General features: G+C 70.8%; 18 protein-coding genes. 8 read left to right on the top strand and 10 right to left on the bottom strand.

Annotated elements, in window-relative coordinates:
- Positions 1 to 57: 57 nt before the first annotated feature.
- The gene (locus ACZ3II_RS38450) at positions 58 to 990 is read left to right on the top strand and encodes a ParA family protein (protein ID WP_465524807.1); all 933 of its coding nucleotides are present in this window, start codon (positions 58 to 60) and stop codon (positions 988 to 990) included.
- 11 nt (positions 991 to 1001) lie between these two features.
- Positions 1002 to 1667: a zinc metalloprotease gene (locus tag ACZ3II_RS38445; protein ID WP_465524805.1), complete on the top strand. Its 666-nt coding sequence runs from the start codon at positions 1002 to 1004 to the stop codon at positions 1665 to 1667.
- An 839-nt stretch (positions 1668 to 2506) separates the two neighbouring features.
- On the opposite strand, the gene ACZ3II_RS38440 is transcribed toward ACZ3II_RS38445, so the two are convergent.
- The 3 genes from ACZ3II_RS38440 to glpK (ACZ3II_RS38430) all read right to left on the bottom strand — a co-directional run bounded on the left by ACZ3II_RS38440 (position 2507) and on the right by glpK (ACZ3II_RS38430) (position 6561).
- Positions 2507 to 2809 carry a helix-turn-helix domain-containing protein gene (locus ACZ3II_RS38440; protein ID WP_465524865.1) on the bottom strand — a complete coding sequence of 101 codons (303 nt, stop codon included), beginning with the start codon at positions 2807 to 2809 and terminating at the stop codon, positions 2507 to 2509.
- Positions 2810 to 3345: 536 nt separating this feature from the next.
- Positions 3346 to 5064, bottom strand: coding sequence for a glycerol-3-phosphate dehydrogenase/oxidase (locus tag ACZ3II_RS38435; protein ID WP_465524863.1), 1719 nt, complete (start codon positions 5062 to 5064; stop codon positions 3346 to 3348).
- A gap of 18 nt (positions 5065 to 5082) precedes the next feature.
- Positions 5083 to 6561 carry a glycerol kinase GlpK gene (gene glpK / locus ACZ3II_RS38430; RefSeq protein WP_465524803.1) on the bottom strand — a complete coding sequence of 493 codons (1479 nt, stop codon included), beginning with the start codon at positions 6559 to 6561 and terminating at the stop codon, positions 5083 to 5085.
- 81 nt (positions 6562 to 6642) lie between these two features.
- On the opposite strand from glpK (ACZ3II_RS38430), the gene ACZ3II_RS38425 reads away from it, so the two are divergent.
- From ACZ3II_RS38425 to ACZ3II_RS38400, 6 genes are all read left to right on the top strand, one after another.
- Positions 6643 to 7401 carry an IclR family transcriptional regulator gene (locus ACZ3II_RS38425; RefSeq protein ID WP_465524861.1) on the top strand — a complete coding sequence of 253 codons (759 nt, stop codon included), beginning with the start codon at positions 6643 to 6645 and terminating at the stop codon, positions 7399 to 7401.
- A complete protein-coding gene (glpK, locus tag ACZ3II_RS38420; protein ID WP_465524801.1) occupies positions 7398 to 8864 on the top strand; it encodes a glycerol kinase GlpK in 1467 nt (488 codons plus the stop codon). Before ACZ3II_RS38425 ends, glpK (ACZ3II_RS38420) begins: the two co-directional genes overlap by 4 nt.
- 106 nt (positions 8865 to 8970) lie before the next feature.
- On the top strand, positions 8971 to 9156 hold the full coding sequence (locus ACZ3II_RS38415; protein ID WP_465524799.1) for a hypothetical protein: 186 nt from the start codon (positions 8971 to 8973) through the stop codon (positions 9154 to 9156).
- 117 nt (positions 9157 to 9273) lie between these two features.
- A complete protein-coding gene (locus tag ACZ3II_RS38410; protein WP_465524797.1) occupies positions 9274 to 10263 on the top strand; it encodes a segregation and condensation protein A in 990 nt (329 codons plus the stop codon).
- Positions 10260 to 11156 carry an SMC-Scp complex subunit ScpB gene (gene scpB / locus ACZ3II_RS38405; RefSeq protein WP_465524795.1) on the top strand — a complete coding sequence of 299 codons (897 nt, stop codon included), beginning with the start codon at positions 10260 to 10262 and terminating at the stop codon, positions 11154 to 11156. Before ACZ3II_RS38410 ends, scpB begins: the two co-directional genes overlap by 4 nt.
- Entirely contained in the window at positions 11125 to 11880 is a 756-nt protein-coding gene (locus ACZ3II_RS38400; RefSeq protein WP_465524793.1) for a pseudouridine synthase, read from the top strand. Before scpB ends, ACZ3II_RS38400 begins: the two co-directional genes overlap by 32 nt.
- A 21-nt stretch (positions 11881 to 11901) precedes the next feature.
- Here ACZ3II_RS38400 and ACZ3II_RS38395 read toward each other — a convergent pair whose 3' ends face one another.
- From ACZ3II_RS38395 to ACZ3II_RS38365, 7 genes are all read right to left on the bottom strand, one after another.
- Entirely contained in the window at positions 11902 to 12879 is a 978-nt protein-coding gene (locus tag ACZ3II_RS38395; protein WP_465524791.1) for an ABC transporter substrate-binding protein, read from the bottom strand.
- Between the two features lie 231 nt (positions 12880 to 13110).
- Positions 13111 to 14406, bottom strand: coding sequence for an ABC transporter permease (locus ACZ3II_RS38390; protein WP_465524789.1), 1296 nt, complete (start codon positions 14404 to 14406; stop codon positions 13111 to 13113).
- On the bottom strand, positions 14403 to 15092 hold the full coding sequence (locus tag ACZ3II_RS38385; protein ID WP_465524787.1) for an ABC transporter ATP-binding protein: 690 nt from the start codon (positions 15090 to 15092) through the stop codon (positions 14403 to 14405). Before ACZ3II_RS38385 ends, ACZ3II_RS38390 begins: the two co-directional genes overlap by 4 nt.
- Complete coding sequence (locus ACZ3II_RS38380; protein ID WP_465524785.1) at positions 15089 to 16078, bottom strand: efflux RND transporter periplasmic adaptor subunit; 990 nt, start codon at positions 16076 to 16078, stop codon at positions 15089 to 15091. Before ACZ3II_RS38380 ends, ACZ3II_RS38385 begins: the two co-directional genes overlap by 4 nt.
- A 116-nt stretch (positions 16079 to 16194) precedes the next feature.
- Positions 16195 to 16431 (bottom strand): hypothetical protein, encoded by a 237-nt coding sequence (locus ACZ3II_RS38375; RefSeq protein WP_465524783.1) that lies wholly within the window; start codon positions 16429 to 16431, stop codon positions 16195 to 16197.
- A gap of 89 nt (positions 16432 to 16520) precedes the next feature.
- A complete protein-coding gene (locus ACZ3II_RS38370) occupies positions 16521 to 18761 on the bottom strand; it encodes a putative bifunctional diguanylate cyclase/phosphodiesterase (protein ID WP_465524781.1) in 2241 nt (746 codons plus the stop codon).
- Positions 18762 to 18798: 37 nt separating this feature from the next.
- Entirely contained in the window at positions 18799 to 20142 is a 1344-nt protein-coding gene (locus tag ACZ3II_RS38365; RefSeq protein ID WP_465524779.1) for an AMP-binding protein, read from the bottom strand.
- Positions 20143 to 20159: the final 17 nt, after the last annotated feature.

Here is a 20159-nt window from a genome sequence, read left to right as displayed (position 1 = left end):
CGTGTGGCGTACAGTCGAGCATCGGCTCCGGCTGTGAGTCGAAGGGGGGCGAGGTTGATGTCAGGGAACAGCGGGCGTGCAGAGGCCTGGACTTCCACGCTCCGCGAGCAGCAGAACTCCCTGGATCTCGGCGCCGATCTCGGCCCCGCCGACCCGACGGCGTACACGATGCGCCGTCCGATCCCCGAACCCATGCCGACCGACAAGCACGGTCCGGCCCGCATCATCGCCCTGGCGAACCAGAAGGGCGGCGTCGGCAAGACGACGACCACCATCAACCTGGGCGCCGCCCTCGCGGAGTACGGGCGCAAGGTCCTCCTCGTCGACTTCGACCCGCAGGGCGCCTGCTCGGTCGGCCTCGGGGTCAACCCGCACAACCTCGACCTCAGCGTCTACAACCTGCTCATGCAGGACGACGTCGCCACCGAGGACGTCATCATCAAGACCGATGTGGCCGGCCTGCACCTGCTGCCCGCCAACATCGACCTCTCCGCCGCCGAGATCCAGCTGGTCAACGAGGTCGCGCGGGAGATGGCGCTGGCCCGGGCGCTGCGCTCGGTCCGCAAGGAGTACGACTTCATCCTGATCGACTGCCAGCCCTCCCTGGGCCTGCTGGCGATCAACGCGCTCACCATCGCGCACGGCGTGCTCATCCCCCTGGAGTGCGAGTTCTTCTCCCTCCGCGGTGTGGCACTGCTCCTGGACACCATCGACAAGGTGCGCGAGCGGCTCAACTTCGACCTCGAACTCGAGGGCATCCTCGCCACGATGTACGACTCCCGCACCACCCACTGCCGCCAGGTGCTGCAGCGCGTGGTCGAGGCCTTCGGAGACAAGGTCTACCAGACCGTCATCACCAAGACGGTGAAGTTCCCCGAGTCGACCGTCGCCGGCGCTCCGATCACTACGCTGGATCCGGCGTCGTCCGGCGCCCGCAACTATCGGCAGCTCGCTCGCGAGGTCATCGCCTCCCAGACAGAACGGGACTAGGTCCACAACCCGTGCTCTTCGCACTCGGCGAGCCGGTGGCGTTCGTCGCCCTGGTCGTCGCCTTCCTGCTCGGCCTCGCGCTGCGCGCCGTCGCCATGCGTTTCACCGCGCGCGTCGTCGGCCTCGGCGAAAGTCGCGGACCGCTGCGGCCCCGCGAGGAGATCGACCCGTTCGGCGCCGTCTGCGCCGCGATCGGCGGCACCGGGTGGGGCCGCCAGGTCACCGTCGACGAGGTGCCCCGCTGGAAAGGCCGCGGCCGCGCCGCCGCCGTGTTCGCGGCCGGGCCGGTCGCCTGCATCCTCACCGGCGAACTCATCATCGCCGGATACGCCCTGGTCTTCTCCGGCGACTGGCTCGCCATGCTCGGCCCGGGGGTGATCCTGCGGGGATACCTTCCGCTGCCCTATGCCGAGCAGGCCGTTCTGTCGCTCGGTACCGGCCTGCTCGGGTTCGGTCTGCTCGCCCTGATCCCGATCCCACCACTGGACGGCTTCGGGATCCTGTGGCACGCGCTGCGGCGCCCGGGGCCGTCGATGGCGTGGCTGCGGTTGTGGTTCGAGGACAAGAACATCGGGGCGTTGATCCTGTTGATCTGCGCCTTCTTTCCGCTCGGATATCCCCTTCTTCTTCACGTCATCGATCTACTGGGCACCCTCTTTCTACGTATCTGGGCGTGACGGTCGCGGTTTCAGGCTGGGTTGATGCCGGATGCGGCTCAGGCCTTGTAGCGCCGATTGCCGCTCGTAGTGCCGGTTGTTGTGCGTGGGACTGCTCTCGGTGTGCCCGGGCTGCTGTCGGCTTGCCAGGCGGCGGTGTTGGTGGTTGAGGTCTGCCGCGCCTGTAGCGGTCGGCGAGACGTGATGTCGTCGACTGCGGTACCCGCCTCCGGTCTGATCCTGTGCGCTTGGGGGCGGCTTTTTGGGCACAAGATCTGAGGCGGGCCCGATCTTGGGTTTTTGGTACCGGGAAAGAGTCTTCTTCTTGGTTACTCAGATCCGTACCCGCCAGGCCCGAGCGGGTGAGTCCGTACGCACCCTTCACCCTCAGGATCGACGCGCCGCCAACGTTCTTGTGCGATTCGGTCCGGCACCTCCCGCCCAAGATCAATCAGGTTCGCGATCTTGGGCGGGAGGTGCCGGATTTCCGCAGCTCAGCGCACAAGAAGGGGCGGAAGTTGGATCTTGTGCGCTCGGCTCCGGCGTCGGGTCCACAAGATCGGGAACTGGCCCGGGGAGCCCTGGCCGCAGTCGTGACGGCAGCGCCCGGACGAGGGCTTGACCACTCGCCGTCCTGCACCCCAGAAGAAGACTCGAAAGTGGATGTGAACGACCAAGGTTGCCGGCTTTGGCGATCTTGGGTGGAGGTGGCCGGTGGGAAGTGCCCAAGATCGCGCGCGAGGGGACTGCGAGCGGCTGCTGATCCTGAGATCGGGTAGTGGCAGCCGGTGCCTGTGGGGCCTGAAACGGCGAACGGCCTCTCTCCGGGGAGAAAGACCGTGTGGCGGGACTGCCGAGGATCAGCCGGCCTCGGCGGGCCGTTGACTCTGTAGTTTGCGGTTCTGTTCGAGGGCGTCCTCGAGCTGATCCTCGAGGATGATGATGCGGCACGCCGCCTCCAGGGGTGTGCCCTGGTCCACCATCTCCCGGGCCCGGGCGGCGAGGCGCAGCTGGTAACGGGAGTAGCGGCGGTGGCCGCCGGCGGAGCGGAACGGGGTGATGAGTTTCGCCTCGTCGAGCCGCCGCAGGAAGTCCTGCGAGGCGCCGGTGATCTCCGCGGCGCGGCCCATCGTGTAGGCGGGATAGTCTTCGTCGCCGAACATGTCGTCGGGTTGGGCCACTTACACCTCCATGACGAGGGCCCCGGCGCGGATGCGCCGGGGCCCAGGGTAGTGGGTCAAGAACACCATCTGCCGGCAGGTTCGCCGGTTCTCGTATCCGCGCCGGCCGTCATAGACGGCGAATGGCGCGAGGATCGCATAAGCGTGACCGGAGACCACCTCTCTATCGATGGAAACTGCGGTGTCCGCCCGCCAGAGATGTCGAAACGATCTGGCCGCGGGCGATCCAACGGTGCTTTGTCCCTCCCTTTCCTCTTCTTACGGTGTTTCCTGGTGCTGTACCACGACCCGCCGATGGCGGAGCCCCACGCGACTTCATGGCCCCACACATGTGCGACGAGCTGCCCTGACCTGGACTTACGTCAGGGTCTTGCGAAAACTCGGACCTTGGTGCGGTCCGTTGAGCCGAGCGAGCCACGAACGATCCGGGCCCTGCTTGACGCTCGGTCTCTCGTCTGCGTCTTCGGTAGATCTCTTCGTTCGACAGGAGAAACGTTAACCCCCTCCGACAAAAAAGTCTAGTTCTGTGGGACCAGATTTTCTGGGTTCACGCCACGGAGGGTGGCGTCGGCGGAGGCGTCGTCGGCCTGGGTCTGGGCGGCCAGTTCGGCGATGACGCGGGACTCGTAGGCGGTGGCCTCGCGGGCGGCGTCGGCCTCGGACCAGCCCAGGGCCGGGGCGATCAGGGCGGCGGCGGCACGGGCGGCGGTGACGCCGCGGTCGGTGGTCTCGAAGGCGATCCGGGTACGGCGGGCGAGGACGTCGTCGAGGTGCCGGGCGCCCTCGTGGGTGACCGCGTAGACGATCTCGGCGCGCAGGTGGTCGGGGGCGCCGTCCAGGGGCAGGCCGAGGGACGGGTCGGCCTCGATCAGGGCGAGGATCTCGTCGAGCAGGGTGCCGTAGCGGCGCAGCAGGTGTTCGATGCGGGCGACGGTGAGGCCGGAGCGGCGGGCCAGGGCGGCGCGGCGGTTCCAGGCGGCGCGGTAGCCGTCGGCGCCGAGCAGCGGGACCTGGTCGGTGCAGGACTGCGGGACGCGGGCGAACAGTTCGCGGACGGCGGCGTCGACGGCGTCGCGGGCCATCACCCGGTAGGTGGTGTACTTGCCGCCGGCCACCACGATCAGGCCGGGGACGGGGTTGCCGACGGCGTGCTCGCGGGACAGCTTGGCGGTGCTGGCGGCCTCGGCGGACAGCAGCGGGCGCAGGCCGGCATAGACGCCCTGCACGTCGTCGCGGGTCAGCGGGGTGGCGAGGGCCTTGTTGACCTCGTCGAGCAGGTAGTCGACGTCCGTGCCGGATGCGGCCGGGTCGGACTTGTCCAGGTCCCACTTGGTGTCGGTGGTGCCGATGATCCAGTGCTGGTCCCACGGGATGACGAAGAGCACGCTTGTCGCCGTACGCAAGATCATGCCCGTGCTGCCGGCGATCCGGTCGCGCGGCACCACCAGGTGGATCCCCTTGCTCGCGGTGATTCTGAATTCGCCGCGCTCGCCGGTGAGCAGCGCCTGGCTGTCGCCGGTCCACACACCGGTCGCGTTGATCACGGTGCGGGCGCGGATCTCCAGTTCGGCGCCGGTCTCCAGGTCGCGGGCGCGGACGCCGACGACGCGGCGGCCCTCGCGGAGGAAACCGATCACCTCGGTACGGGAGGCGGCGTGCGCCCCGTGCGCCACCGCGGTCCGGACCAGGAACATGGTGTGCCGGGCGTCGTCGACCTGCGCGTCGTAGTAGCGGATCGCGCCGACCAGGCTCTCCGGGCGCAGCGCCGGGAACGCCTTGAGGGCCTCGACGCGGCTGAGGTGCCGGTGTACGGGCACCCCCGCCCCGCCGCCGGAGAGCGCCAGGACGTCGTAGAGGGCGATGCCGGCGCCCACGTAGATCCGCTCCCACGCGCGCTTCTGCAGCGGGTAGAGGAACGGCACCGGGCGTACCAGGTGCGGGGCGAGCTTCTGGATCAGCAGGCCGCGTTCCCGCAGCGCCTCCCGGACCAGGCTGAAGTCGAGCATCTCCAGGTAGCGCAGGCCGCCGTGGATGAGCTTGCTGGATCGGCTGGAGGTGCCGCTGGCGAAGTCGCGGGCCTCCAGGAGGCCGACGGAGAGGCCGCGGGTGGCGGCGTCCAGCGCCGAGCCGGCCCCGACCACCCCGGCGCCGACGACCAGCACGTCCAGTTCCTCGCCGGACGACATGGTTTCCAGGGCCCGGGTCCGGGTCTGGGGTGAGATCACTCCGGTGTTCATCATGGTCCTTCCGTCAGGTCAGCCGACGCTGACCCAGTCGAGGGTGCGGTCGATGGCCGCTCGCCAGCGGGTGATGCCTTCGGTACGCCGGGCCGCCGACCAGGACGGCTGCCAGCGCCGGTCCTCGTGCCGGTTGGCGCGCAGGTCGTCCAGGGAGTCCCAGAAGCCGACCGCGAGCCCGGCCGCGTAGGCGGCGCCGAGCGCGGTGGTCTCGGCGACGGCGGGCCGGCTGACCGGCACGCCGAGGATGTCGGCCTGCAACTGCATGCACAGCGCGTTCGCGGTGACCCCGCCGTCCACCTGCAGGCAGTCCAGGACGGTGCCGGAGTCCTGGGCCATCGCCTCGACCACGTCGCGGGTCTGGTGGCAGATCGCCTCCAGGGCGGCCCGGGTGATGTGGGCGGCGGTGTGGAAGCGGGACAGGCCGACGATGGCGGCGCGGGCGTCCGGCCGCCAGTAGGGCGCGAACAGGCCGGAGAACGCCGGGACGAAGCACACGCCGGCGCTGTCCTCGACCTGCCCGGCCAGGGTCTCGCTGTCGCCCGCGGTGTCCAGGACGCCGAGCTGGTCGCGCAGCCACTGGATGGCGGAGCCGCAGGCGGCGATCGAGCCCTCCAGCGCGAACACCGGCTTCTCGGCCCCGAACCGGTAGCCGACCGTGGTGATCAGCCCGTGCGACGACCGGACCGGGGTGGTGCCGGTGTTCATCAGCAGGAAACCGCCGGTGCCGTACGTGCACTTGGCCTCGCCCGGCTCGAAACACGTCTGCCCGAACAGGGCGGCCTGCTGGTCACCGATGGCCGCGGCGATGGGCACCCCGGGGAGTACGGCCTCCGCGGTCCCGTAGATCTCGGCGGACGATCTGATCTCCGGCAGCATGGCCCGGGGAATGCGGAATGTCCGAAGCAGATCGGGATCCCACTCCAGATCCGACAGATTCATCAGCATCGTACGGCTGGCGTTGGTCACGTCGGTCAGATGCCGGCCACCGGTCAGATTCCAGATCAGCCAGGTGTCGATCGTCCCGAACAGGATCTCCCCGTTCTCCGCCCGTCCCCGGAGCCCGTCGACGTCGTCCAGCAGCCATTGGATCTTCGTGGCCGAGAAGTAGGTGGCAGGCGGCAGCCCGGTCCGGTCCCGCACGAGGTCCGCGTCGATGTCGTGGAGAAGGTAGTCGGTGCGCGTGTCCTGCCAGACGATCGCGGGCGCCACCGGAACGCCGGTGGACCGGTCCCACAGGACGACGGTCTCCCGCTGGTTGGTGATGCCGATGGCGGCCAGGTCGGCCGGGGTAAGGCCGGTGTCGGCAAGCGCGACCCCGATGGTCTTGAGGGTGTTCTCCCAGATCTCCGTCGGGTCGTGCTCGACCCAGCCGGAGCGCGGCTGGATCTGCCGGTGCTCGAGCTGGTGCCGGCCGATCTCCGTACCGGACCGGTCGAAGATCATGAACCGCGTGCTGGTGGTGCCCTGATCGATCGCGCCGACGTACCGCGTCACAAGTGCCTCCTGTCCTCGACGCCGGGGACGTTAGGGGCCGATGTGCCACGCGACAACGTGCAGCGTGCGACAATGTCGCACGTGCCGGGGATGATCCAGTCGATCGAGCGGTCGTCCGCCGTGTTGCGGCTGCTCGCGGCGGATCCGGACCGGCTACGGGTCAAGGAGGTCGCCGACGCCCTCGGCCTGCCCAAGTCCACCGCGCACAGCATCCTGCGGACCCTCGAACACGTCGGCTTCGTCGAGCAGGACCCGCGGACCGCCCGGTACCGGGTCGGGCGCGGGCTGCTCGACCTCGGCAGCGCCGGGATCGACGCGAACGAGCTGCGCGGGCGGGCGCTCAACTGGGCCGACACGCTGGCGTCACGCAGCGGTGCGGAGGTACGCCTCGGCGTGCTCCGCGACGGCCGGGTCCTCGTCGTGCACCACGTGTTCCGGCCGGACGGCTCGGCGCAGGATCTGGACACCGGGGTACGCCTCCCCGCGCACGCCACCGCCCTCGGCAAGGTGCTGCTCGCCCACTCCGCGACGGCGGCCGAGGCGGTGCTGGCGGGTGGGCTGGACGCGTACACCCGAAGGACCGTGACCAGCGGCCCGCCGCTCGCCCGGATGCTCGCCGCGACCCGCGTCCAGGGCTGGGGCCTGTCGGTGGAGGAGTGGCGGCCCGGGCTCGCCGCGATCGCCGCCCCGGTGCGGACCTCCGGCGGCCTGGTCGTCGGCGCGATCGGCATCGCCGGCCCGGTGGAACGCCTCACCGACACCCGGCGCCAGGCCCGGCCCCAGATGGTGGAGCAGGTCGTCGCCGCGGCCCGGTCGATCTCCCGCGAGGTCCAGTCATGAGTTTCGTGCTGGCGATCGATCAGGGGACCACGTCGACGCGGTGCATCCTGTTCGATCGGCGCGCGACGGTGGTGTCGGTGGTGCGCGCCGAGCATCCGCAGTCCTATCCGCGGCCGGGCTGGGTGGAACATGACGCGGCCCGGATCTGGCGGGACGTGCGACGCCTGATGATCAAGGCGTTGCGGGCCGCCGACGTCGAGCCGTCGCAGGTCGCGGCGATCGGGATCGCGAGTCAGCGGGAGACGACGGTGCTGTGGGACCGGGCGACCGGTGTCCCGGTGGCGCCCGCGATCGTCTGGCAGGACACCCGCGCCGACATCGCGGGGTTGGACGCGGACTTCGTGCGAAGCCGGACAGGGTTGCCGCCGGCCACGTACTTCTCCGCGCTCAAGATCCAGTGGCTGCTGGACCACACTCCCGGGCTGCGCGCGAGAGCCGAGAGCGGCGAAGTGCTGTTCGGGACCATGGACTCCTGGCTGATCTGGAATCTGACCGGTGGCCGGCATCTGACCGACGTGACCAACGCCAGCCGTACGATGCTGATGAATCTGTCGGATCTGGAGTGGGATCCCGATCTGCTTCGGACATTCCGCATTCCCCGGGCCATGCTGCCGGAGATCAGATCGTCCGCCGAGATCTACGGGACCGCGGAGGCCGTACTCCCCGGGGTGCCCATCGCCGCGGCTATCGGTGACCAGCAGGCCGCCCTGTTCGGGCAGACGTGTTTCGAGCCGGGCGAGGCCAAGTGCACGTACGGCACCGGCGGTTTCCTGCTGATGAACACCGGCACCACCCCGGTCCGGTCGTCGCACGGGCTGATCACCACGGTCGGCTACCGGATCGGCGCGGAGAAACCGGTGTACGCACTGGAGGGCTCCATCGCGATCGCCGGCTCGCTGGTGCAGTGGGTCCGCGACGGCCTCGGCCTGATCGGCACCGCCTCGGAGATCGAGACCCTGGCCGGGACGGTGGACGACAACGGCGGCTGCTACATCGTCCCGGCGTTCTCCGGCCTGTTCGCGCCCTACTGGCACAGCGAGGCGCGCGGGGTGATCGTCGGGCTGACCTCGTACATCACCAAGGGACATCTGGCCCGCGCCGTCCTGGAGGCGACCGGCTGGCAGACCCGCGACGTGGTGGACGCCATGAACGCCGACTCCGGCCTCGCGCTGACCGCCCTCAACGTCGACGGCGGCATGACCGCCGACAACCTGCTGATGCAGATCGTGGCGGACTTCCTGCAGGTCCCGGTGGTCCGGCCGATGGTCGCCGAGACGGTGTCGCTGGGTGCGGCGTACGCGGCCGGCCTCGCCGTCGGGTACTGGTCGGACCTGCGGGACCTGCGCGCCAACCGGCACCGCGCGGGCAGCTGGAAACCGGCCCTGGACTCGGGCCGGCGCGCCAGCGAATACGCCGACTGGCGCCGTGCCGTCGAGTGCGCCGTCCTGTTCAGTCGCACCTGACGGGATGGTGAACTTCGCGCCAACGACAGATTTCCCATGAGCGATTACAGTCACGTCCACACGCGCGCCGGCCGGATCGCGTGAGTCGACGCGAAAGGAGGCCGACATGGCGAAGACCAAGGAAGCCGTCAAGGTGAAGGCCAAGGACGTCAAGGTCAAGGCCGCCAAGAAGGACGCCAAGAAGACGGCCAAGGCCGAGACCGCCCCCGCCGCGGTGAAGAAGGCGAAGAAGGTCGTCGCCGACGTCACCCCGGTCAAGGTGGAGAAGGTCAAGAAGTCCAAGAAGAAGTGATCGGCCGGGCCGCCGTGCGCGAGTGCGGCGGCCCGTGTCACCCGCCTGTCATGAACAGCAACCCCGCACCGATTGTGACGTTGGTAGGGAGTGCGCTCGGAGCAACTCGTCACAGGCATGGTCTACGGTCGGCACGTGCCTGAAGAGGAGCATGATGCCGCCGCGCTCGTCCCGGCGGAGGCGGAGACCGGCGGGTTCACCGTCCGGCTGGACAATTTCACCGGCCCGTTCGACCTGCTGCTGCAGCTCATCGGCAAGCACAAGCTGGACGTCACCGAGATCGCGCTGCACCAGGTCACCGACGACTTCATCGCCTACATCCGGGCGATGGGCGACGACTGGGACCTCGGCGAGACCAGCGAGTTCCTGCTCGTCGCGGCGACCCTGCTGGACCTCAAGGCGGCCCGGCTGCTGCCCGCCGCCGAGGTCGAGGACGAGGAGGATCTCGCCCTCCTCGAAGCGCGCGACCTGCTGTTCGCCCGGCTCCTGCAGTACAAGGCGTACAAGGAGGCCGCCGCGCACATCGCGGACCTCGAGGCCACCGGGGCTCGCCGCTGGCCGCGGCTGGTCTCCCTGGAGCCGAGGTACGCGGAAGCGCTGCCCGAGCTGGTCCTCGGCGTCGGACCGGAACGGCTGCTGAAACTCGCGCTCAAGAGCTTCCTGCCGAAACCCGGGCCGCCGCAGGTGTCCATCGCCCACATCCACCAGGTGCGGGTCAGCGTCCGGGAACACGCCAACCTGCTGCGCGACCGGTTGCGCCGGGCCGGCACCGCCACGTTCAGCCTGCTCGTCGCCGACTGTGACAACACCCTCGAAGTGGTGGCCCGGTTCCTGGCGCTCCTGGAGCTCTACCGGGAAGGGCTGATCGACTTCGAGCAGCCGGTGTCGCTGGACGAGCTGGTGGTCCGCTGGATCGGCGGGGACGGCGATGTCGAGCTGGATGTGGACGACTACGAGGGCAGCAAACCGGAGCCGGACGGCGCGGATGCCGCCGGTTCGGACGATCCTGCGGCGGCGCGGCTTGACTCACCCGCCCCGGATGGCGATCTTGACACGGGTGACCTGGCACCGGGAGACGGGCCGGCGGCCGTGGAGGAGAGATCGTGAGCAGCGAGGAACGTCCCGATTCACTGGCCGCGCAGGCGGCCTCGTGGGTGCCGCCGTGGGAACGGCGGCGGGAACCGGACCGCGACTTCCAGGAAGCTGCCACGCCGGCGGGCGAGGTTCCGGCGCCTACGGCGGCCGAAATCCACACACCAGAACCCGCCCCGGAAGCGTGTGAAGTTGCGGCGCATATAGCGGCCGAAATCCACACGCCAGAACCCGCCCCGGAGACCGCTCCGGAGACCGGGCCGGCGGCGGTGCCGGCGACCGGGCCGGCGGCGGTGCCGGCGCAGCAGGCACGGCGGGTACGGGAGAAGCCGGAACCCGCCGTCCCCGCCCCGGCGCCGATGGACGACGCGGAACTCGCGGCCGCCCTGGAGTCGATCATGCTGGTGGTCGACGAGCCGACCGGCGAGCTGCAGCTGGCGCAGGTGCTGGAGCAGCCGGTGGAGCGGATCGCGCGGGCGCTGGAGAACATCTCGGCGCGGTACACCGCGGCCGGGCACGGCATCGACCTGCGGCGGGTGGCCGGCGGGTGGCGGCTCTACACCCGCCCGGAGTACGCGGCGTACGTCGAACGCTTCGTCCTCGACGGCCAGTCGGTGCGGCTCACCCAGGCCGCCCTGGAGACACTCGCCGTGGTCGCCTACAAACAACCGGTGACCCGATCGCGCATCTCGGCCATCCGCGGTGTGAACTGTGACGGGGTCATGCGTACGCTGGTCACTCGCGGCCTGATCGAGGAGTGCGGCACCGAGCCGGAGACAGGAGCCCACCTGTACCGGACGACGCCCCTGTTCCTCGAGAAGCTCGGCCTCAACACGGTCGGCCAGCTGCCGCCGCTCGCTCCGTTTTTGCCCGACGATGTGGAAGAAGTGCTCGATGCCTCAGGCTGACACCGCCGAACGCCTCCAGAAAGTCCTGGCCTCTGCCGGTGTTGGATCCCGCCGCGCCTGCGAAGATCTGATCTTCCGGCGGCGCGTGACCGTCAACGGCCGGGTCGCCAAGCTCGGCGACAAGGTCGACCCCGCCACCGCGGAGATCCACGTCGACGGGCAGCGGGTGATCACCAACACCAAGCTCGTCTACGTGGCACTGAACAAGCCGCGGGGCGTCGTCTCCAGCCTCGACGACGAGAAGGGCCGCACCGAGCTGGCCGACTTCCTCGGGGCCAACTTCGAGCAGCGGCTGTTCCACGTGGGCCGGCTCGACGCCGACTCCGAGGGCCTGCTGCTGTTCACCAACGACGGCGGGCTGGCGCACAAGCTGATGCACCCGTCGTACGAGATCAACAAGACCTACCTGGCCGAGGTGGTCGGGCCGCTGCCGCGTACTGTCGGCCGGGCCCTGCAGAAGGGCGTCGAGCTGGAGGACGGCCCGGCGAAGGTGGACTCGTTCCGGCTGGTCGACGCGATCGGCAAGACCGCGCAGGTGGAGATCGTCCTGCACGAGGGCCGCAAGCACATCGTCCGCCGGATGATGGACGCGGTCGGGCACCCGGTCACCCGGCTGATCCGCACGGCGGTGGGCCCGATCCGCCTCGGCGACCTGCGGCCCGGTGGCTTCCGGCACCTGTCGGCGGCCGAGGTCGCCGCGCTGTTCAAGGCCGTCGGCGACTGATCCGGCACGGGCCGGCCGCGATCAGTATTCGCGGCCGGCTGCCAGGGCCGGTCCCGCCGAGTCCTTGTTGAAGACGTTCTTGTCGGACGTGATCCGCTTCTTGACCTCGCCGCCGAAGAACAGGTCGACGACGACGCTCATCAGGTCCTCGCCGATCAGCGGGCTGCACTCGACCACGAAGTTCAGCTTGCCGGCCACCAGCCCGTTCAGGCCGGCCTCGGTGGCGTCCACGGTGACGATCTTGATGTCGGTGCCGGGTTTCAGGCCCTCGGCCGCGAGCACCTCGGCCGCGCCCAGGCCCATGTCGTCGTTCTGGGCGAACACCGCGTCGATCTTCCGGGTGCGCTGCAGCACCTTGCGGATGGCCTGGGCGCCGCCGTCCTTGGTCCAGTCACCCGGCTCGCTGGCGATGATCTTCAGCTTGCCGGTCCGTTTCGCGGTCGCGGCGAAACCCTCGGAGCGCTGCTTGGTCGGGGTGGCGCCGATCGAACCCAGCAGCTCGACGACATTGACCGAGTTCTTCTTGACGTAGTCGTTCTCCAGATAGAGGGCGGCCAGATTGCCCTCGGCGACGAACTCCGCGCCGATCGAGCTGACGTACAGCGAGGGGTCGGAGTCGATCAGCCGGTCGGTGAGGATCACCGGGATGCCGGCGTCCCGGGCCCGCCGCAGCACGTCGTCGTAGCCCTTCTCGACCACCGGCGAGAAGGAGATCGCGGTGACCTTCGCGTCGATGAACGACTGGATGTGCTCGAGCTGCTTCTTCGGGTCTCCGGCGGCGTCCTCGAAGAGCAGCTTCACGCGGTTGCGCTCGGCCGCTCTCTTGATCGACTTGGTGTTGGCGACCCGCCAGCCGCCCTCCGCGCCCACCTGGGAGAAACCGAGCACGATCGGCCCGCTGGGCCGGGCCCGCGGCCCGGCACTGCCCGATTCGCCGCAGCCGGCCAGCGCCGAGGTCAGGCCCGCGGCGCCCAGGACCACGAAAGAACGTCTACGCATCAGCCGACCCCCGTCAGCGGTTCGATCGAATTGATCATTCCGGAACGGGTGTTGACGATAACAATCGACCAGACACCGAGCCACCCCGCAGAACGAATTGGCGGCGCTGATTGGTTACCCGGTGGTTGATATCTTTTCCGACATTGGCCGCAATCGCTCCCCCGATATCGGGTGGAACCCGGGCATCGTCGGCGACGGCTGATCAGCCGTCGCCGACGATGCCCGGGGCGGTCACGCCCGCATCACCGTGGCGATCGGGATCCCGGCGGCGCGCAGGGCCGGGACGAAACCGCCGAGCACGCCCGCGATCAGGCCGGCGATGATCCCGGCCAGCCCGGCGTCCCACGGGAACTGCAGCCCCTGCAGGATCGGCTCCGAGTCGGCGAACAGGGTGACCAGCAGTTTCAGGCCGGCGACGCTGGCGCCGATGGCCAGGCCGGCGGTGAGCAGACCGGTGATCAGCGTCTCGGCGAGGACGATGCCGGCCAGCAGGGCGCGGGGCGTGCCGACGGCCCGGCGCAGCGCGAACTCCTCCACCCGCTCGCCGACCGTGGCCAGTCCGACGTTGAGGATGCCGGCCACGCCGATCAGCAGCACCAGCCCGGCCATCGCGAGGAAGACCATCCGGAGCAGGGCCAGCTCCTTCTCCTGGTCCTTCTTCGAGTTGATCAGCTCGGTGGACGTCTCGACGTTGATCGCCCGGAGCTTCGTCGCCAGCACCTGCTCGACCGGTGTCGACGCGTCCAGCAGGACCTGCACCTCGCCGTAGTTGGGGTCGATCAGTTTGGTGGCCGGCAGCCAGTGGCTCAGCTCGTCGATCCGGACATAGGCCCGGGGCTGCTCCCCACCGTCGTCGACCACCCCGACGATCCGCGGGGTCAGGTGGGCCGACGCCCCGGAGACGCGCATCTCGGCCGGGACCCGGTGCATCTCGAAGCCCTTGGCGGCCTCCTTGTTCAGCACCAGGCCCGGGGCCAGCGCGGGCATCGTGCTGAAGTCCAGCCAGCTCCCGGAGACGTGCCGGTACGGCCGGAACTTGCGGACGTCGCCGGTGACCGCGGTGAGGCGTACCTCGATGGCCTGTCCCAGCGGGCCGGCCTCCTGCGCGGTCTGCTCCCGGCAGTTGCCCAGCGCGTCGCAGACCATCGGCACGTTCGAGCCCCAGGAGCCGTCGAACGGCAGGGCGCCCTCGTTGACCGGCCGGACCCCGGGCTCGCCGATGATCGCCGACATGCCGACCATGGCCATGCCGTCGTCGCGGCCCTTGACCGTGTTCATGATGATCGGCCCGATCTGGGGGGACGCGCCGTTCATGTTCATCACCTTGGTGCCGTCCAGGCCGACCAGCAGCTCCAGGTTCGCCAGCTGGGCGCGTTCGGCGATGCTGGCGCCGGCCTGCACGATCACCACGGCGAGCACGCCGAGGAAGAGGCTCACCATGGACAGCAGCGTGCGCGTCTTGCGGGCCCGGATGCCCTGGATGCCGATGATCAGGGCGGACCGGAACCGGCCGGAGAAGCGGATCATGTGCGCACCTGCTCGGTCAGCACGCCCGCGTCGAGGTGCACGACCCGGCTCATCCGGGCGGCGTGGTCCCGGTCGTGGGTGACCAGGATCAGCGCGCACCCGCGAGCGGTCACCGCGGACAGCGCGTCGATCACCAGGCCGCCGGTCTCGGTGTCCAGGGCGCCGGTCGGCTCGTCGGCCAGCAGGATCCGCGGCTGGCGGACCAGGGCGCGGGCGATCGCCACCCGCTGCTGCTCGCCACCGGACATCCGGGCCGGCCGGTTCTTCGCCAGGTGGGCGATGCCGACCTCCTCCAGCGCCGCCATCACCTTGGCCCGGCGCTGCCGGCGGGGCAGCCAGCCCTGGCCGTTGACCAGGGCCATCGCCACGTTCTGCGCCGCGGTCAGATGCTTGAGCAGGAAGAACCGCTGGAACACGAAACCGAAGTGCGAGCTGCGCAGCTTCGCCGCCCGGCGTTCCGGCAGGCGGCTGATGTCGTCGCCGGACAGCAGGTAACTGCCCTGGTCCGGGCGGTCGAACAGGCCCAGCACGCTGAGCAGGGTGCTCTTGCCGGAACCGGACCGGCCGACGATGGCGATGCTCTCACCGGCGTGCACGTCCAGGTTCACGCCGTCGAGGATGGTCCGCGGCTCCTTCTGGCCCTTGAGGACCTTGGTGATGCCGGCGAGCTGGATCAGGGCCGTCACCCGGTCACCTCGGGCGCCGGAGTCGGCAGGTTCGGCCCGGGCACCGCGATGGTCTCGTTGCCGACCAGGCCCTTCTTGATCTCGACGACCTTGCCGTCCGAGATGCCCAGCTCCACGTCGATCGTCTTGCGCCGCTTGTCCTGGCCGATGACCAGGTCGACCTTGCCCTTGCCCTGCAGCCCGGCGACCGCCTCCACCGGCAGCACCAGCGCGTTCGCCGCCCGGCCGGTGATCACGTCGAGGGTCACGTCGGAGCCGTTGATCAACTTGATCTGCTCCGGGGCGGAACAGACCAGCCGCAGACCGGTCGGCTCCGAGCCGTCGCCGCCGCCCTCGCTGCCCGTGCCCCCGGCCCCGGGGTCGATCTTGGCCGGCGGCGCGGGCGCGCCCGAGGCGCCGGCGGCCGGGGTGGTGGGGGCCGTGGTGGGCTCCGGCTCGGGCAGGGTGCCGGCCGGCAGCGCCGCGATGGTGCCGATCGGCTCGCACGCGAACGGGCCCGGCCCGTTCTTGATCTGCGCCTTCACCGACTCGACCGAGCCGGAGATCCGGTACGCCTGGGCGCTGTCGATGTCCGCCACGATGCCGTAGCCGACCTGCCGCGCCGACACCACCGGCATGCCCTTGGACACCGGCGAGCGGTCGGCCATCAGGCGCCCGGCCAGCACCGAGCCGATCGGGATCTCCACCCGGCGGGCAATGCCGTTCTCGTCCCACACCGACGCGACCCAGGTGCGCCGCTGGACCGGGCGGGTGCTCGGCTTCCGGTTGACGTAGCGGATCTCGCCCTCGGCCGGGGCCACGATCCCGAAGACCGGGTTGATGGTCACCTTGCCGGTCAGGCTGATCTGGTTGGTCAGATCCTGGCGGGCCGGCTGCACGGTGGTGAGCACGGTGCCCCGGGCCTCGAGATCCGGCGTCGTCGCGGGCTCGGCGTCCGACGTACAGCCACTGAGGACCACTGCGACGGCGGTGACCGCCACACCCATGCGTCTCTTCAACTCGGTTCCCGTCTCCGCTTAAGTCGGACATGCCGGCATCGACGTCGATGCGCGCGTGCCGGCGCGACGGAACGGTACCGGATGGTCGCAACCCCGCGACAGGGTCAGGCCCGATAGCCGTGGGCCTTCAGGACGGTCAGCAGCCGCCGGTCCCAGCCGGCCTCGTCGTCGTCGGGCCAGCGGTGGCCGGACGGGCACTGCCAGTGCGGTGGGCGGGTGGGCATGGCGCAGCCGCCCAGGGCCAGGTCACCGTTCTCCGCGGCCTGCCGGGCGGCGGGCACCGGGAGCCCGAAGATCAGCGGGACCCCGGCGGCCCCGCACTCGGGACAGGTACTGATCATGTCCGCACCGTACTCCCGGCCCTGGGGTCCACACCCCGGCTGGTTGTCATGGCTGTCTCAGCTCAGCTGAGACAGCCATCAGGACCAGCTCAGGAAAGCAGGACGGGCTGAGCCAGCATGGCGTCGATGTCGGCGGCCGGGACCGGGCGGGCGAAGAAGTACCCCTGGGCGTAGCGGTAACCCAGGGCGTGCAGGCGTTCGGCCTGGTCCCGGGTCTCCACGCCCTCGGCGACCGCGCGCAGCCCGAGCGTCGCCGCGATGGTGCTCAGCGACGAGGCGATGGCCTCCTGCTCGGCGGTGCCGTTCACGTCGTCGATGAACGACTTGTCCACCTTGAGGGTGGTGACCGGGCAGGTACGCAGCAGCGTGAGCGAGCTGTGCCCGGTGCCGAAGTCGTCCAGCGCCAGGCCGACACCCAGTTCCCGCAGCTCACGGACGGTGTCCAGGGCCGCGCCACCGGCGAAGACAGCGGTCTCGGTGATCTCGATGGTGATCCGGTCCGGGGTGAGTCCGTGCCGGTGCAGCGCCTCGGCGACCATGCCGGGCAGGTCCGGGTCGAGCAGCTGCCGGGCCGAGACGTTGATGTTGACGCGGGGGCCACCGGCGCCGTGCCGGCGCTGCCAGGCGGCCGCGTCCGCGCAGGCCGCGTCGATGATCCAGGCCCCCAGGTCGAGGATCAGGCCGCTGTGCTCGGCGACCGGGATGAACTCGGCCGGCGAGACCACCGGCTGGTCGGCGGGCTGCCAGCGGACCAGCGCCTCGACACCGGTCAGGACGCCGCCGGGCAGTTCCACGATCGGCTGGTACAGCAGCCGGAACTCGCCCCGATCCAGGCCGCGGCGCAGGGCGGCGGCGAGTTCGGCGTGGTGCGCGGCGGTCGCGTCCAGGGCGGTGCTGTGCTCGCGGGCCCGGTCGGCGCCGGTGTACTTGGCGGCCTGCAACGCCACCTCGGCGCGGCGCAGCAGGTCCGGGACCGCCTCGCCGTCACCGGTGGCGACGCCCGCGGTGACGGTCACCAGCAGGTCCCGGGCGTCCACCCGGAGCGGCGCCCGGAACGCCTCGACCAGCTTCTCGGCCAGGCCCGGCACGGCCCCGGGCGCCAGCACGCCGAACTCGTCGCCGAGCAGCCGCGCCACCACGGCGCCGTCGCCGGCGACCGCGCCGACCCGCTCGGCGGCGGCCCGCAGCAGCGCGTCCCCGGCCTCGTCACCGAGCCGGTCGTTGAGCGCGGCGAACCCGTCCAGGTCACAGACGGCGACAGTGCTCAGGGCGGTCCGGCGGGCCAGGGCGGCGGTGAAGAACCGCCGGTTCGGGCACCCGGTCAGGTCGTCGTGGTGGGCCTGGTCATCCAGCCGGTCCAGCAGGGTCGCGTTGTCGCGCAGCGCCAGGTACTGCCGGGTCACCACCAGCACGGTGATCACCACGGAGCCGCCGGCCAGGCCGGGGGAGAGGAAACCGGAGTCCAGGGTGACACCGATCAGCATGGCGGTGGTGACGGCGATGGCCGCGTACGGCACCCCGCTGATCCGGCTCCGGCGCGCGGTGGGCAGCGGCTGCACCGGCGGCGGGGCCAGGTTCGTGTGGGTCTGCAGCCAGACGGCCAGCGCGAACATGACGCCGAGCACCGGGATCACCGAGACCGTGCCGGTGAGGTGCGGCCACTGCCGCAGGACCGGCGCGGCCACCCACGACCCGGGCGCCAGCAGGCCCACCGGCGCGAGCGCCCACAGGGCCCGGCGCAGTGTCCGGCCGGTGCCGGTGATCCCCACCTTGACCAGGGCGACCACCGCCGCGCACGCGGTGACCAGGACGATCACCATCATCACCGCGGTGATCAGGTCGCTGTTCGCCGGCACCGAGGTGGTCCAGAGCAGGTGGCTGACGACCAGAGCGGCGGCGACCCCCACGATCGCGGTGTCCAGCAGCGCGGCGACGGTCGCCCGCCAGGTGCGCCGCCGGGTCGGCAGGCGCAGCAACGCCACCATCGCGACCAGCACCGCCACCATGTAGCAGCCGACGGTCACCGGGTTCAGCCGCACCGACGGGCCGGTGAGCACGACGTCCACCGCCTGGGTGACGGCCCCCGCGGTGACGGCGCCGGTGGCGGTGGTCAGGCGCCGCCAGAACACGCGGACCGGGCCGCTGCCGGTGACGGCCGCGACACGGCAGCCCAGCACCGTGGTCACGGACGCGGCGACGGTGACCGGCCAGAGCAGCCACGGCGGCACCGGGCGCTGCGTCCCGGCGATCCCGAGCACGACGGCGACCACGAGCCAGAACACCGCGACGATCAGGAGCGCGGTGGCGGTACGCGGAGAGGGTCTCGTCACGAGCCGTTCGATCGGCAGGGCCCGGCGCCGAGTTGAGTCATCCGGCGGTGAGCAAACTCTTCTGCACCTTTCCCATCCCGTTGCGCGGCAGGCTGTCCACCAGGTGCACCACCCGGGGCCGCTTGTGCACGGCCAGCCGCTGCGCCACGAAGTCGGTCAGCTCGGCGGGGCTCACCGCCTCGGCGACCACGTACGCCGTGATCTGCTCCCCCAGATCCGGGTGCGCGACACCGACCACCGCCGCCTCTCGCACCGCCGGGTGCAGCAGCAGCGCGTCCTCGACCTCCCCGGCGCCGACCCGGTACCCGCCGGTCTTGATCAGATCGGTGGAGGCGCGGCCGACGATCCGGTGCCAGCCGTCCGGGCCGATCGTGGCGACGTCACCGGTCGGGTACCAGCCGTCGACCAGGTCCGGCCGGCGTACCCCGCCGTCGCGCAGGTAGCCGTCGAGCAGCGTCGGGCCCTGCACCTGGAGGTGGCCGATGGTCGCGCCGTCCTCGGGCAGCGGCGCGCCGGCCTCGTCGACCAGCCGGGTGGTGACACCGGTCAGGGGTATGCCGACGTGGCCGGCACGGCGTTCCCCGCCGGCGCGGGCGCTGACCGTGATCAGGGTCTCGGTCATGCCGTACCGCTCGACCGGGGCCTGCCCGGTGAGATCGGCCAGCCGGTCGAACACCGGGACCGGCAGGGGAGCGCTGCCGGAGACCAGCAGCCGGGCCCCTTGCAGGGCCCGGGCGGCGGCGGGGTCGGCGGCGATCCGCGACCATACGGTGGGCACCCCGAAGTACATGGTTCCGGCCGTTCGGGCGTACGCCGCAGGGGTCGGTCTGTGGGTGTGCACCAGCCGGGAACCGAGCCGCAGCGGCCCGAGCACGCCGAGGACCAGCCCGTGCACGTGGTACAACGGCAGGCCGTGCACCAGGGTGTCGTCAGCGGTCCACCGCCAGGCCTCGGCGAGGGCGTCCAGGTCGGCGGCGATCGCGTCCCGGGAGATCACCACGCCTTTCGGGGCGCCCGTCGTGCCGCTGGTGTAGAGCACCAGCGCCGGCCCGTTCCCCGCGACCGGCGGCGGCACGCTGCCCGCGCGCATCGAGGGCCGGATCAGCGTCGCGCCGGAGTCCCGCAGGATGTGCTCGCGTTCCAGGTCGCCGGCGTCCGGCGGGATCGGCACGATCGGCACCCCGGCCAGCAGCGCCCCGGTCACGGCCACGATCGCCGGCAGCCCCGCCACCGCCTCCACCGCGACGATCGGCGCCCCGGCGATCTCCGCGGCCACCCCGCCGGCCAGGCCGAGCAGCTCGTGACGCGACAGCGTGCCGTCCGGGGTGACCACGGCGCCGGCCAGGTCGGCGGGGTCGTGCAGGGATGCGAGCAGAGGCATGACCGGATCCTACGAAA

This window comes from Actinoplanes sp. NPDC019969, assembly GCF_055562375.1.
Note: the sequence above shows the minus strand (reverse complement) of the source record. Positions and strands in the feature narration are given on the sequence as shown.